This window comes from Azospirillum terrae, from assembly GCF_053470425.1.
Genome location: NZ_JBPXMR010000015.1, coordinates 23623 through 37386 on the forward strand (window position 1 = coordinate 23623; position 13764 = coordinate 37386).

The 13764-nt window shown below is 70.6% G+C and carries 11 protein-coding genes; 6 read left to right on the forward strand and 5 right to left on the reverse strand.

Annotated elements, in window-relative coordinates; translation table 11 throughout:
- The first annotated feature begins 25 nt into the window (after nt 1–25).
- Entirely contained in the window at nt 26–2890 is a 2865-nt protein-coding gene (locus ACSVDD_RS25490) for an SUMF1/EgtB/PvdO family nonheme iron enzyme (protein ID WP_448192232.1), read from the forward strand.
- Nucleotides 2891–2899: 9 nt separating this feature from the next.
- Here the strand turns inward: ACSVDD_RS25490 and ACSVDD_RS25495 are convergent, their stop codons facing one another.
- Both ACSVDD_RS25495 and ACSVDD_RS25500 read right to left on the reverse strand, forming a co-directional pair.
- Nucleotides 2900–3595 carry a hypothetical protein gene (locus tag ACSVDD_RS25495; RefSeq protein ID WP_448192233.1) on the reverse strand — a complete coding sequence of 232 codons (696 nt, stop codon included), beginning with the start codon at nt 3593–3595 and terminating at the stop codon, nt 2900–2902.
- 108 nt (nt 3596–3703) lie between these two features.
- Nucleotides 3704–4414 (reverse strand): Crp/Fnr family transcriptional regulator, encoded by a 711-nt coding sequence (locus ACSVDD_RS25500; RefSeq protein WP_448192234.1) that lies wholly within the window; start codon nt 4412–4414, stop codon nt 3704–3706.
- Nucleotides 4415–4628: 214 nt separating this feature from the next.
- On the opposite strand from ACSVDD_RS25500, the gene ACSVDD_RS25505 reads away from it, so the two are divergent.
- Nucleotides 4629–5243, forward strand: a complete 615-nt coding sequence (locus ACSVDD_RS25505; RefSeq protein ID WP_448192235.1) for an ATP-dependent Clp protease proteolytic subunit — start codon at nt 4629–4631, stop codon at nt 5241–5243.
- A gap of 94 nt (nt 5244–5337) precedes the next feature.
- Nucleotides 5338–5925: a cytochrome b gene (locus ACSVDD_RS25510; protein ID WP_448192236.1), complete on the forward strand. Its 588-nt coding sequence runs from the start codon at nt 5338–5340 to the stop codon at nt 5923–5925.
- Between the two features lie 64 nt (nt 5926–5989).
- Here the strand turns inward: ACSVDD_RS25510 and ACSVDD_RS25515 are convergent, their stop codons facing one another.
- Both ACSVDD_RS25515 and ACSVDD_RS25520 read right to left on the reverse strand, forming a co-directional pair.
- Nucleotides 5990–6505, reverse strand: a complete 516-nt coding sequence (locus tag ACSVDD_RS25515; RefSeq protein ID WP_448192237.1) for a hypothetical protein — start codon at nt 6503–6505, stop codon at nt 5990–5992.
- A 112-nt stretch (nt 6506–6617) separates the two neighbouring features.
- Complete coding sequence (locus tag ACSVDD_RS25520; RefSeq protein ID WP_448192238.1) at nt 6618–7067, reverse strand: PRC-barrel domain-containing protein; 450 nt, start codon at nt 7065–7067, stop codon at nt 6618–6620.
- Between the two features lie 267 nt (nt 7068–7334).
- Between ACSVDD_RS25520 and ACSVDD_RS25525 the strand changes: the two genes are divergently transcribed.
- Nucleotides 7335–7775 (forward strand): phasin family protein, encoded by a 441-nt coding sequence (locus ACSVDD_RS25525; RefSeq protein WP_448192239.1) that lies wholly within the window; start codon nt 7335–7337, stop codon nt 7773–7775.
- Nucleotides 7776–7899: 124 nt separating this feature from the next.
- A complete protein-coding gene (locus ACSVDD_RS25530; protein ID WP_448192240.1) occupies nt 7900–8091 on the forward strand; it encodes a hypothetical protein in 192 nt (63 codons plus the stop codon).
- A 3-nt stretch (nt 8092–8094) separates the two neighbouring features.
- On the opposite strand, the gene ACSVDD_RS25535 is transcribed toward ACSVDD_RS25530, so the two are convergent.
- Nucleotides 8095–10272 (reverse strand): DNA topoisomerase, encoded by a 2178-nt coding sequence (locus ACSVDD_RS25535; protein WP_448192241.1) that lies wholly within the window; start codon nt 10270–10272, stop codon nt 8095–8097.
- A 152-nt stretch (nt 10273–10424) separates the two neighbouring features.
- On the opposite strand from ACSVDD_RS25535, the gene ACSVDD_RS25540 reads away from it, so the two are divergent.
- Nucleotides 10425–13691, forward strand: coding sequence for a DEAD/DEAH box helicase (locus ACSVDD_RS25540; protein WP_448192242.1), 3267 nt, complete (start codon nt 10425–10427; stop codon nt 13689–13691).
- Nucleotides 13692–13764 lie beyond the last annotated feature (73 nt).

Consider the following 13764-nt stretch of genomic DNA (forward strand, 5'->3'; position numbering starts at 1 on the left):
GTCTCCCCAGCGCACGGAGGTGGAGATGATGGGACGATGGGCGCGGCGCCGGCTCGATCTGGGAGCGCTGCTGATCGTGCTCGCCGTGTGCGTGCTGGTTGGAATTGCCGGTACCGTGCACGCGGCGGGACCGGCGGCGGGAACGCCCGCGGCGGCCGGCCCCGAGAAGCGCATCGCGCTGGTGATCGGCGTCAGCAAATACCAATCCGCCCCGGAGCTGGTGAACCCCCGCAACGACGCCCACGCCATCGGCGACACGCTGCGCAAGCTGGATTTCACCGTCGAGGAGCAATACGATCTCGACGCCCGCGGCTTCGCCCACGCGTTGCGGCAGTTCGGCCTGAACGCCTCGCAGGCCGACGTGGCAGTGCTGTTCTACGCCGGGCACGGCATCCAGGTCGGCGGGGTCAACTACCTGATCCCCTCCGACGCTCAACTGGAGCGCGAACGCGATCTGGTCTACGAGGCGATCCCGCTGAACCTGCCGCTGGGTGAGCTGGGGCAGGCGCGCAAGCTGGGCATCCTCATCCTCGACGCCTGCCGCAACAACCCCTTCGTCGACCGCCTGACCCGCACCGGGACCAGCCGGGTGCAGGCGCACCCCGGCTTCGGCCGCGTCGACGACACGCCCAGCGACACGCTGGTCGCCATGGCGACCCGCGCCGATCAACTGGCCGAGGACGGCACCGGCGAGCACAGCCCCTACACCGCGGCGTTGCTCGAACACCTCCAGACGCCGGGGCTGGAGCTGAGCCTGTTCTTCCGCAACGTGCGCGACACCGTCAAGCAGGCCACCGACGGCCGGCAGGACCCGTTCATCTACGGCTCGCTGGGGGCGACGCCGTTCTACTTCAACCCGCGGCCGCCGAACCGGCCGCCGGTGATCGCCGAGATCCACCCGATCACCGTCCTCGACCGCGCCGCTGCGGAGCCGCTGCGCATCCCCAAGCCGACCGACCCCGACGACGACCAGCTGTTCGCCCGCGTCACCGGTCTGCCCAAGGGCGGCACGGTCGGCATTGGCGAGCGCAGCGTGCTAATCGGCGATTACCTGACCGTCGATCAGTTGGCGGCGGCCAGCTTCAAGCCGGACGCTAGCTTCCGCGGCGACGCGGGGGTGTTCGAGTTCACGGTGCAGGACGGGCGCGGCGGCAACGTCCGCGGCGCCGTGCCCATCACCATAAAGCCCAGCAACCAGCCGCCGGTGCTGGTGTCCGAACGCACGCTGCGGGTCTCGCCCAACCCCATGCGCATCGACGCGCCCACCGATCCCGATGGCGATCCCATCAGCATCACCGTCACCGCCGTGCCCGACCGCGGCAAGGTGAAGAACGGCGCCGCCATCGTCAAAGCCGGCGACAAGCTGACGATCGACGCGTTGACCACCCTGGTCTTCGACCCGGAGCGCGCACCGCCCGGCCCGGCCGGTACCTTCAGTTACACCGCCGACGACGGGCGCGGCGGCAAGGCCACCGCCAACGTCGCTGTCGAGGTTGCCGAGCCCGGCGCCATCCCCGTCGCCGAGTTGGAGGAAACCGTCTGGAAGCGCATCCAGACCAGCACCGACGCCGCCGACTATGAATCGTTCCTGCGCCTGTTCGGCCGCAGCGGTTACGCGGCCGTGGCCCGTCAGCAGTTGGAGAAGCTCGGGCCGCGCAAGCAGCAGGGCGACGCCGCGCCGGTCACCCGCCCGGAGATGGCGATGGCGGGATCGAGCGGCGCCGAACCGCCTCCTCCTCCCGCCCCGCCCCCGGCCGCGCGGACGGAGGTCGCCGTGCTCGCGCCCAAGCCGGAGCCGGCCAAACCGGAGCTGCACAAGCTGGAACCGGCCGAGCCCGGCCGCTACACCGTCACCGGCGACACCCTCCTGCGCGCCACACCCGCCAGCAACGGCGCCCGCGTCGGGCGGGTGTCGCGCGGCACAATCGTCCAGGCGCTGGGCCGGGTGCCGGGCGGCGCGTGGTTCCAGGTCACGCTGGAGGACGGCACGCAGGGCTACCTTTCGGCACCGCTGCTGCGGCACGAACCGGCGCCGCAGCAAAAGGCCGCGGTGACTCCGCCGCCTCCCGCTTCGGCGGCCCCCGCCGCACCAACGCCCGCTGCTCCCGCGCCGGAAGCGCAGGTCGCCGCCGCGGCACCGCCGTCGCCCAACGGCACCGTGCGCAACCACGGCGCCAGCAACAGCTTCCTCGACTGTCCGGGATGCCCGGTCATGCTGCGGGTGCCGGCCGGCAGCTTCATGATGGGCGCCGACAAGGGCGACCCGACCGAGCGCCCGGTCCACCGCGTCACCATCGCCAAGCCCTTCGCGCTGGGGGTGTACGAGGTCACCGTCGGCGAATGGCGCGCCTGCGTGCAGGGCGGCGGTTGCCCGGACATGCCGCGGATGACCAACGCCACCGAGAGCACGCCGGTCTACAACGTGCATTGGGAGGACGCCCAGGCTTTCGTGAAGTGGCTCAGCCAGAAGACCGGCCAGCGCTACCGGCTGCCCAGCGAAGCCGAGTGGGAATACGCCGCGCGCGGCGGCACCGGCGGCGCCTACTGGTGGAGCGGCGAGCCGGGGGTCTTCGCCAATTGCGAGGACTGCGGCGGCCCGCACGAGCACCTGACGCCCGCCTCGGTGGGCAGCTACAAGCCGAACCCCTTCGGCCTGCACGACATGAACGGCGGCGTGGCGGAGTGGGTGGCCGACTGCTGGAACAAGGACTACACCGGCGCTCCGGCGGACGGCAGCGCGTGGCAGCAGGGCAGTTGCCGCAAGCGCGTGCTGCGCGGCGGTTCGTGGCGCAGCAGTCTGGCGGAGATCACCGACACGTCGCGGAACTTCTATGATCTGGACGTCCGCTACATCAACAACGGCTTCCGCGTCGCCCGCGATTTGAACTGACGCCGGCGCTCACTTCTGAATCATCTTGACCCTCTGGGCCGCGACGTTGCCCTTGCCCACGGCCATGTTCACCGAGCTGTTGACGTTGTTGAACTGCACGCCGCCATTCTCCAGGGCGTAGGGCAGGTGCGGCAGCGGCCCCATGGTCGTCATCAGCGCGTCCGGCTTCGGCCCGGCCAGGACCGGCGGCGGTGCTGCGGGCGCCACCGGCGCCACCGGCTGGCGGGTGCCGGGGCCGGGCGGGGTGGGCGCCGCCTCGCCGCTGGTCTGGACCGACTTCTGCTCGCTGACGTTGCCGTCGCCGAAGGCGAAGTTGAGCGCGCTGTTGACGTTGTTGACGATGAACGGCGCGTCGATGAACGTGATCGGCGGTGCGAAGGTGGGCGGCGGCTGCCGGCTGGGCGCCAGCGCCTGACCCTTGTTGAAGCCGCCCAGCAAGCCGGCGTCGCCGCGGATCTTGGTGATCGCGTCCTGATGCACCGACTTGCGGCTCACCGCCGGGTTGGTGACCAGGGCGCCCGGAGGGGCGCCGCGGCGCTGCGGGTTGGCGAACACCGGCAGGCGTGCCGGCTGCGCGAAGGCCTGGGCCATGTTGGCGGCGGAGATGCCGCCGGCCGGAAAGCCGATGCCGCCCGCGTCCTGCGCGGCGGCCGTGCCGGCGGTCAACAGCAGCGCGGCGGCGGGCAGAAGGCATGTGCGGATCATCGTGGGCTCCCCGGAACGGCATGAGTTGGGGGAGCCTAGCGCCGGGCGGTCACGCCCGCTGTGGGCTGGGCCACACCCGGCCGCATTCAGCGGCCGGAAACGCAAGAGCTATTCACAGGATTCGGAAATCTCCTCCAGCGCGTCCTGGTCGAGGATGGTGATGTAGCCGCTGGTCATCTGGATCACCCCGGCGCGTTGCCACTCGTTGAGCAGCTTGTTGATGCTCTCGCGCGACACGCCGACCAGACAGCCGAGCTGCTGCTGCGACAGCTTGATGTCCAGCCGCACCCCCTCAGCCGCCGGACGGCCGAACGCGCTGGCGAGCCGTTTCAGCGCGCGGGCGAAGCGCGACGAGGCTTCGAGGAACAGCGTGTCCTCCAGATGCTCGCTGGTCGCGCGCAGGCGCTTGCACAGCACGCCGATGATGCGGAACGCCACGTCCGGCCGCCCGGTCAGCAGCGGCATCAGCTGCGCGCGGTCGAGGATCAGCAGGTCGGTTTCCTCCAGCGCCACCGCGTCCGCCGTGCGCGGCTCGCCGTCCAACAGCGCGATCTCGCCGAACAGGCCGCCCTTGTTGACGATGCTGAGCACCAGTTCCTTGCCGTCCAGCGAGTGCGAGCAGATCTTCACCCGGCCGCGGATGACCGCCATCATGCTGTCGCCCGGATCGCCCTTTTGGAAGATGGTGGCGTTCTTCGCGTGGTGGGAAAGCCGCGCGCTCGCCGCCAGCCGGCGCAGCTCGTCGCGTTCCAGGTGCTTCAGGAGGAAATGCCCGGCGAGCACGAGTTCCTTGTCGAATGCGATCCGCACCGCCGTCATGGTTGCCTCCTGAAGGGATGCCGCGGTCGTACGTGCACGATATGTGACGGCGCATATTACACCGGCCGGCCGCCGCCGCCGGTGCCGCCAAAGGCGTTACTTCGCCCTTTCGTGTTTGCTCCCTTCGCGTAAAGCATGGGCGTGTGGGCCGCTGCACAGCGCCCGCCCCGCCGCCGCCCTTAGCATCGGGCCACCACACCGACTGGGGGTTCCGATGCACCGCCTGCTGACCGCCCTGATCCTGCTGACCACGCTGCCCTGCGCCGCCCAAACGGCGGACGGTTCGGCGGATATGACCGGGTCGGTCGAGCAGAGCATCGAGGCCGAGCGCATCGTGGTGCGCGTCACCGGCGTCATCACCCCGGATGTCGCCGCCGACTTCATCGACGCCCTGGACACCGCCCCGGCCTCCCGCCCGGTGGTGGTCGAGCTGGACAGCCCCGGCGGCTATGTGAAGGCCGGTTACGCCATGGTGGACGCCATGCTGCGCGCCCGCGGCACCGGCCGCAGCATCACCACCCTGGTCCGCCACGACAGCACCTGCGAGAGCATGTGCTTCGGCGTGTTCATGGCCGGCTTCCCGCGCCGCGCCGAGGTGGGGGCCTATTTCATGGTGCACGCGCCGCGCGACGAGCGCAGCGGTGCCTTGTCCCTGCGCACCACCAACGAGATGATCGCCCGCCTGATCGGCCTGGGCACCTCGCAGGCGTGGATCCACACGGTGTCCGAGCGCGGCGGCTTCTCCGGCCGGCTGGATTTCGGCATCCGCGCCGAGGAACTGGCGCGCAACGGCGCCAACGTGGTGACCGAACTGCTGGCGGTGCACTGAGCAATCCCGGATCATCAAGTACTGTTGGTTGAGCGGACGCTTGAACTCCCCTAAACTGCGCGCCGTCATCGGTCATCGCACGTGGGGAGCACACATGGGGCATCGTTACACCGCGCCGGCCATGGCGCTGCACTGGCTTATGGCGCTCCTGGTCCTCGTCATGTTCGCGACGGGCCTGACCGTCAAGGGCGTCGCCGAAGGCAGCGCGCTGATCGAGCCGTTGCGCACCGTGCACCGCCCGCTCGGCATCACCATCATGGCCTTGGCCGTCGTGCGCATCCTGTACCGCATGGTCGTGCCGCCGCCCCCGCTGCCGGCCGAGATGCCGCTGTGGCAGCGCGAGATCGCCCGCTGGATGGAGTGGACGTTCCTGTTCACCCTGCTGGCCATGCCGCTGATCGGCTGGGGCTACACCAACGCGCTGGGCAAGATCGTGGACATGTGGGGCTTCTTCACGCTGCCGGTGATCGCCGGCACGGAGAAGGAGACGCTGCTGGTGCTGGATCTGGCGCACGAGTACATCGCCAAGGTCTTCCAGTGCCTGATCGGCCTGCACGTCGCCGCCGCGCTGTTCCACCATTACGTCCGCCGCGACGGCGTCATGGCCGCCATGCTCCCCGGACGCCGCTCCACCGCTCCGGCGGCCGTGACGCCGCAAACGGAAGGCGGCGTCGGGGCGTAAGCATCCACAAACGGCTGCGGCCGGCACCGCGGGGCGGTGCCGGCCGTCATCCGGGAGTTTGGGATCAGCGCTGGATGCCGAGCACCCGCTGCCCAGCCGCGTTGCCGATGCCCGCCGCGACGTTGGTCGCTACGCCGACGTTGGTGCTGACCAGCGGGCCGCGGCCGGTGAAGTTCAGACCGACCCCGACGCCGCTGCCCTGGAGGTTCGTGACCTGCTGCCCGGCGGTGTTGCCGATGCCGGCGGCGACGTTGGTCGCGGTGCCGACGTTGGTGCTGACCAGCGAGCCCATGGGGCCGCCCTGCACGCCGGTCACCTGCTGGCGCGCGGTGTTGCCGATGCCGGCGCCGATGTTGGTGGCGTTGCTGACGTTGGTGCTGGCCAGCCCTTGCAGCCCCGGCGCGATCCCCGGCGCGATCCCCGGAGCCCTGGGGCCGCCCTGCACGTTCAGCACCCGCTGCCCGGCGAGGTTGCCGACGCCCGCGGCCATGTTGTTAGTCTGGCTGACGTTCTGCGCCATGGCCGGCGCCGAGAGCAGGGCGATGGCGGCGAAGCCGGCGAGCAGCGAAGTGCGCATCATAGGGGTGTCTCCTTGGGGTCAGGCTCGGGGCGCCTCGGCCCCGGTGCGTTGTCGATGACCGGACCCTACCGATGCGCGCCCCGAGCCGATGTGAGCCACCCCACAGCCGTCCCTACTTTCCGGCCCCCTCGCCGTCCTGAGCCGGCGGCCGGCCGGCGTTGAGCGACGTCATGCTGCCGTCGTCCTGGAAGGCGGGCATGGCGTCGATGTCCTGGCGCGTGAGGTCGGCGACGAACAGGGCGTCGCTGTCCGAGCGGACCTCCACCCGCGACAGGTCGATGGACACGTCCTTGTTTCCGGGGCCGGTGGAAACGATCAGGCGCAACGGCTGCCCGTCCGGGCCGAGGAGCACGTCCTCGACGGTCCCGACCGGCTGGCCGTTGGCGCCGATGACGTTCTTCTCCATGAAATCCTCCAGGTGGACGACGCCCAGGCTCGGGCTGGTTTCGCCCACAGCGGGGCTGGAGACACTCCCCTGGGCGGCGTTCTGCGCCGCCGCGCTCCCCGAGGCGCCGGAAATCAGGGCGAGTGCCGCCGCGGCGGCAATGAGGTCGGTTCGCATGGATGTCCTCCCCGTTCGTGAAGCCCCATCCATGCCAACAGGGCCGGAGCCGCAAAGTGACGGCCCGCATTGCGTGCGATCCGGCATTCGACGCGGCCCAGTTGTCCGTTGTGCATTGCACAATAGCGCTTGACGCCGCCTCCATTCTGCGTAATATGTAGGCAATGTTGCACCGCAGCATGAAGTCTGGGAACTCCGCCATCGGCGTCCTCTGGAGCCATGACTTTCGTGATGGTGCGGTTCGCTCATACGCAAAAGGATACGACCATGACCGCTCAGATCACCCCGTTCGCCAAGGCCCCCAAGTCCCTCGAAGACGCCGCCGCTCAGGCTCAGAAGGGTTTCGACACCCTCGCCAAGACCGGCCAGGAACTCGCGGCGCTTAGCCAGGCCAACATCGACGCCGTCGTCAAGGCGAACACCCTTCTCGCCAAGGGCTTCGAGGATCTGGGCCGTCAGATCGCCGCCTACACCCAGGCGTCGTTCGAGAAGGCCGCCGCCACCGGCCAGAGCCTGCTGAGCGCCAAGTCGCCGCAGGACCTGATCGCCCTCCAGAGCGCCTACGCCCAGCAGAGCGTCGAGTCCTTCATCGCGGAGAGCACCCGCCTGTCGCAGCTGTCGGCCAAGATCGTCCAGGAGGCGTTCGCCCCGATCGCCACCCGCGTCGAGGCCACGATCGCGACGGTGTCCAAGGCCCGCGTCGCCTGATACGCACCTCCTTTCGGAGTGGAGTTCAGGGCCGGATGGCGATCGCCATCCGGCCCTTTCTCTTTTCGGCGTAGAAGGTTAGAGTCCGAACCACAGCCGCGCCAGTCGGCGAGGGGAGGAGTTCTTGATCGTCGAGGGCTTGTTGCAGGCCGCAAGCGAGTTGGAAGATGCGGGCGCGCCGTACGACGTGCTCGGGCGGCTGTACGAGTCCTTTGCCCAGGCCATCCTGATCCAGGCCGGGGTGACGGTGGACCTCATGCAGTTGTGCGGTTTCGACAATCCTTCCGTTCTCGGCAAGGCATTGCCCGTCCGCTGACGATCAGCCCGGCCGGCTGCCGCCATGCTGGTCGAGGAAGCGGCGGCACGCCTCGAAATCCCGGTCGATGCCCGGCGGCAGCGTCACGCGCTTGCGCGTCGCCAGATCGCGGGCGAAGGCCACCATGCGCTCGGTCGGCACGCGGGCCGTTCCGCTGGTGACCGGTTCCGTGGCGGGGGCTGGGGCCTCGGCCTTGCGGCGCGGCCGGCGGGGCTGGCGTGGTGGTTTCGCGGCTGCGGACTTTGCCGGGGCACGCCGCCGCCCGTCCCCCTTGCGCACTGCCGGTGCGCTGCCGAAGTCCCCACCCAAGGCCCCACCCAAGGCGATACGGGCGCCGGAGCGGCCTTGCAGCGCGCCGATCAGGCGATCGGCCTCGGCGGCGATGCCGTCGATGACGGCGCGGAAGTCGGCGCGGCCAGTCACCACCTCGTCCAGGCGCATCTCCCACAAGGCGGTGGTGCCGGGATCGACCAGCGCCGGGGCGGCGCCGCGCAGCAGTTCGAACAGCGCCAGCCCGGCCGGCGTGGCGGCCAGCCACTTGCCCTCGGCGGTCAGCAAGTTCTGCTTCCGCAGCCCCTTGATCACCTCGGCGCGGGTGGCCGGCGTGCCGATGCCCTTGGCTTCCTTCAACCGGTCGCGGAGCGCCGGGTCCTCGACGAAGCGCCACGCGTTCTGCATGGCGTCGATCAGCGTGCCCTCGTTGTAGCGCGGCGGCGCCTGGGTGCGCTTGGCCTCCACCTTCGGGTCGGACAGCGTCGTCGCCTCGCCGTCCACCAGCGGCGGCAACTCCTGCTCGCCGTCCGCCTCCGGCGGGCCGTCCTGCTGCTCCGCCGCGGTGTAGACCGCCCGCCAACCGAGGCGGAGCGGGATGCGTCCCGTCGCGCGGAACTCGACCGTTGCTCCATTGGGGGCCGGTCCTTCCGGCATCGGCACGCCCATGGTGGCGGTGGTCTGGCGGTACTCGTAATCCGGCATCACCGCGGCGAGGTAGGAGCGGCAGACCAGCGCGAACAGCTTCTTCTCGTCCTCCGACAGCCGCCCAAGCCGCGCCTCCAGATCGTCCATGACGTTGACGTTGGGCACCACGGCGTGGTGCGACACGCCCTCCAGCGCCTTGTCGCAGAAGTGGCCGGACTTGCCGCGGCGGATCACCGGCTTGCCAATGTCCAGATGCGCGAAGCCGCGCAGCCGGGTCAGCGCGCCGATCAGCGCCGGCACGTCGGCGATCTGGTTTTCCGACAGGTAGCGCGCCTCGGCGCGCGGGTAGGTGATGAGCTTCTTGCCCTCGCCGTCATACAGCGACTGTGCCACCGACAGCGTGCGGTCGGCTGTCCAGCCCCAGCGCTGGCCGCAGGTCTTCTGCAAGGCCGGCAGGTCGAACAGCTTGGGCGGCGCCTGCCGCCGCTCCTCCACCGTCACCGACAGCGGCCCGGTGTGGCCGGAGGCGGCGCGGGCGATGGCCTCGGCGCGGGCGCGGTCCTTGATGCGCAGCTTCGGCGGCGGCGCGTGCCGCATGGGAAAGCTGCCGGCCGCCACGGTGGCGGTGGCGACCACCTCGAAATAATCCTCAGGTCTGAAGTCGCGGATCTCGATCTCGCGCAGGCAGACGATGGCGAGCGTCGGCGTCTTGACCCGCCCGATGCCGATCACCCCGCGCTCGCCGGGTGCGCGCAAGGACGTGGTGGCCGTCCGCGTCAGCGACAGGTTGAAGATCTGGTCGGCCTGCTGGCGCGCCACCGCCGCGTCATACAGCGGGCGCATCGCGTCGTTGGGCTTCAGCGCGGCGAAGGCCTGGCGGATCGTCTTCGGGTCCTGCGCGGTGAACAGCGCGCGCCGCACCCGGCCGCGGAACCCCACATGCTCCAGGATCTCCTGGCCGATCAGTTGTCCCTCGCGGTCACAGTCGGTGGCGAGGATCACCTCGTCGCAGCCCTTCAGCGCGGCGGCGATGGCCTTGAACTTGGCGGGCTTGTTGCCGTGCGTGTCGGGCCGGGTGGGATAGAGCCCGTCCGGCTTCAGCAGCGTCGGCGTCCACCGCTTCCACGCCGGGTCCACCTCCTCCGGTTCGGCGAGGCGCAGCAGGTGCCCCTCGGCCGGCAGGATGCGGCCGAACCGCTCGCCCAGAGCGGTGCGCAGGTCCTTCGCCTGACTGGATTTTTCCGTGATGATCAACGTCGCCATGATCCGCAGGATAATCGTAGAACAGGAACGCAGCAAGAACATTGACGCGCGCCGCAGCGTGGGCTACGCCGGAATAGGAGTCGATGCTTGTAGCATCCGACGCCCAGACCCCCTATCTTCCGCCGCCCCTTTTTGAGTCGCATCCCACACCCATGTCCCTGGCCGAACCCATCCGCCCCGCGGCGTCGCCTGGAGTTCCCTACTCCCAGGAGGATCTGGCGCGTGTCTTCGACGCGAAGACCATCCAGCGCGGCCGCACGCTGATCCTCGGTGGCGCGGTGCGACTCGGGGACGCCGCCGACCGCATCGAGGCGACGGTGTCCGACCTCGGCCGGGAGCTGTCGGTCAGCGTGACCCCGGTGGACCGCGGCCGGCGCGTGTCGTTCGAGCGCGCGTGCAGTTGCGGGCGCACCGCCTGCGCCCACATGGCCGCCGCCGCCATGTCGGCGCTCGACACCCGGCCGCAGTGGCGCCGCTCCTCGCTGCTCGACCTGATGGGCGAGACCGCGGCGGAGACCAAGCCGCGCCGGCAGCCGGCGCTGGCGCTCGCCCCGGCGCCCAAGCCCGCCGCCGCGCCGCGGCTGGGCACCCGCTGGATTCTGGAGCCGGGGCGCGACGACATCGCCCTGTTCGTCTCGGCCAGTCTGGCGTCGGACGCCGGCGGCGACGAAACCCCGGCCACCCCGCGCGAGGTCATCGAGAAGGTCGCCCGCGACGTGGACGGCGACGCCGACCGCGCCATCGCCCGCCTGCTCGGCGGCGGCGGGGTGGTGCGCACGCCGGTGGCGCGTGGCCGCCGCGACGACCTGGACCGGCTGATCCGCCGCCTGCTGGGCAGCGGCCGGCTGCGCTGGCACACCGGCGTCGCGCTGAAGGAGGGGCCGACGCGCACGCTGCGCGCCTTCCGCGATCCCAAGAGCGGCAAGCTGCGCCCCTCCGGCATGCCGGAGGGCGGCGCCCTGCTGCGCGGCATCAGCTATTGGTGCATCGATCCCGCCGCGGGGTTGGTCTGCCCGGTCGACATGCAGGTGGTCGACACGCCGAAGCCGAAGATCGTCGCGGCGGTGGCGCCCCCGCCGCAGCCCACACCCCGGCCGGCCGCCCGGCCGGCGCCGCAGCGCCCGGAACCGCCGATGCGCGCGGCGGACGCGGCGGCCATCGTCGAGCGCACGCCGACCATCATTGCGCGGCTCGGCCGCGTGGTGTCGCCGGCCGACGGGCTGGTGGACGTGCTGCGGCTGTCCTTCGACTATGGCGAGCCGGGCACCCCGTCCGAGATCGACCCCGACGACCAGCGGCAGTTCGCCCGCACCGAGGACTGTGGCCTGGTCGTCTTCGTCCGCCGCGCCAAGGCGGCGGAGCAGGCGGCGCAGGAACGTCTGACAGCGCTCGGCTTTGCCCAGGCGCGCATCGAGCCGCCCAAGGGCTCGCTGGAGGCACGCGGCACGCGGGTGTACTGGCTGACCGGGCGCGACGTGGCCGAACGCTGGCAGGACGTGCTCAACAAGCACGTCCCGGTGTTGCGGGCCGAGGGCTGGACCGTCGAGGTCGGCTCCGACTTCGGCACCCGCGTGGTCGAGCCGGGCGGCGAGGTGGCCGTTGCCGTGCGCGACGCCGGGGACGGCTGGTTCGACCTGGACGTCGGCGTCGACATCGACGGCGAGCGCCGGCCGCTGCTGCCGATCCTGGCCAAGCTGATCGACCGCGGCGGCATGGAGGCGGCCCGCGTCATCGACGGCCGCGCCCACCTCGTGCTCGACGACGGCAGTGTCCTGGTGCTGCCGGCCGACCGCATCGAGCGGCTGCTGAGCGTGCTGGAGGCCATGCTGGAAGGCGCTCGGCGGCTGGACGACACGCTCCGCGTGCCGATGGCCGAGGCCGACACGCTCATCGACATCGACGATCTGATCGCCCGGCGCCCGGACGAGAGCGCGCAGATCGACGCCTACCTCGCCCGCATCCGCGCGACCGAGGAATTGCCGGAGGTTCCCGTTCCCGCCGCCTTCAACGGCGATCTGCGCGACTACCAGCACGCCGGTCTGGCGTGGCTGCAAAGCCTGCGCGCCAGCAACGTGGCGGGCATCCTCGCCGACGACATGGGCCTCGGCAAGACGGCGCAGACGCTGGCGCACGTGGCGGTCGAGCATGCCGAGGGGAGGCTGACCGACCCTTGCCTCGTCGTCGTGCCGACCAGTCTGGTGCCGAACTGGGTGGACGAGGCCAAGCACTTCACGCCGCATCTGAAGGTGCTGGTGCTGCACGGCCTGGACCGGCACGAGCGGCGCGGCGACGTCGCCTCGGCGCACATCGTGGTGACCACCTATGGCGTCATCGCCCGCGACATCGAGCTGATGAAGGGGCTGGCGTGGCACCTCCTGGTGCTCGACGAGGCGCAGGCCATCAAGAACCCGGATTCCAAGGCGACGCGCGCCGTCTGCCAGCTCCAGGCGCGGCACCGCCTGTGCCTGTCCGGCACGCCGGTGGAGAACAATCTGGGCGAGCTGTGGAGCCAGTTCGCGTTCCTGATGCCCGGCCTGCTGGGCGACCGCAAGACCTTCCAGAAGCGGTTCCGCACGCCCATCGAAAAGCGCGGCGACACCACGCGCGCCACGCTGCTGCTGCGCCGGACCAAGCCGTTCCTGCTGCGCCGGACCAAGACCGCGGTGGCGACCGAGCTGCCGCCGAAGACCGAGGTGATCCGCCGTATCGACCTGGGGCGCGAGCAGCGCGATCTGTACGAGACCATCCGCCTGTCGGTGCACGACAAGGTGCGCGCCGCGATTGCCGCCAGCGGCCTGTCGCGCAACGCCATCACGGTGATCGACGCGCTGCTGAAGCTGCGTCAGGTCTGCTGCGACCCGCGTCTGGTGAAGCTCGCCGCCGGGCGCGTCACGCACAGCGCCAAGCTGGACAGCCTCATCGAGATGCTGCGCGAGATGGTGCCGGAAGGCAGGCGCATCCTGGTGTTCTCGCAGTTCACCTCGATGCTCGACCTCATCAAGGTGGAGCTGGAGGAGGCCGGCATCGCGTATGTGGAGCTGACCGGCCGCACGCTCGACCGGGCGGAGCCGGTGGCGCGCTTCCAGCGCTGCGAGGTGCCGGTGTTCCTCATCAGCCTGAAGGCCGGCGGGCGAGGGTTGAACCTGACGGCGGCGGACACGGTGATCCACTACGACCCGTGGTGGAACCCGGCGGCCGAGGACCAAGCGACCGACCGCGCCTACCGAATCGGCCAGGACAAGCCGGTGTTCGTCTACAAGCTGATCGCAGCGAACAGCGTGGAGGAGCGCATCCTCGACCTGCAACGCCGCAAGGGCAGCCTCAGCGCCGCGACCATCGAGGGGACGGGCGGGCTGCTGAGCGGCGCGCTGGACGGCGGGGATATCGATTATCTGTTCGATAAGACGGAGGAGGCGTAACTTCCTTCCTTTACAACGTCATGGCCGAGCCCAGACCCGGCCATCCACCGCTCCCGGCGCGTTCTCGCGTCGA

Coding starts and splice junctions, on each gene's coding strand:
- ACSVDD_RS25490 (WP_448192232.1), top strand. CDS start 26: ATGATGGGACGATGGGCGCGGCGCCGGCTCGATCTGGGAGCGCTGCTG.
- ACSVDD_RS25495 (WP_448192233.1), bottom strand. CDS start 3,595: ATGATCCGCACATGCCTTCTGCCCGCCGCCGCGCTGCTGTTGACCGCC.
- ACSVDD_RS25500 (WP_448192234.1), bottom strand. CDS start 4,414: ATGACGGCGGTGCGGATCGCATTCGACAAGGAACTCGTGCTCGCCGGG.
- ACSVDD_RS25505 (WP_448192235.1), top strand. CDS start 4,629: ATGCACCGCCTGCTGACCGCCCTGATCCTGCTGACCACGCTGCCCTGC.
- ACSVDD_RS25510 (WP_448192236.1), top strand. CDS start 5,338: ATGGGGCATCGTTACACCGCGCCGGCCATGGCGCTGCACTGGCTTATG.
- ACSVDD_RS25515 (WP_448192237.1), bottom strand. CDS start 6,505: ATGATGCGCACTTCGCTGCTCGCCGGCTTCGCCGCCATCGCCCTGCTC.
- ACSVDD_RS25520 (WP_448192238.1), bottom strand. CDS start 7,067: ATGCGAACCGACCTCATTGCCGCCGCGGCGGCACTCGCCCTGATTTCC.
- ACSVDD_RS25525 (WP_448192239.1), top strand. CDS start 7,335: ATGACCGCTCAGATCACCCCGTTCGCCAAGGCCCCCAAGTCCCTCGAA.
- ACSVDD_RS25535 (WP_448192241.1), bottom strand. CDS start 10,272: ATGGCGACGTTGATCATCACGGAAAAATCCAGTCAGGCGAAGGACCTG.
- ACSVDD_RS25540 (WP_448192242.1), top strand. CDS start 10,425: ATGTCCCTGGCCGAACCCATCCGCCCCGCGGCGTCGCCTGGAGTTCCC.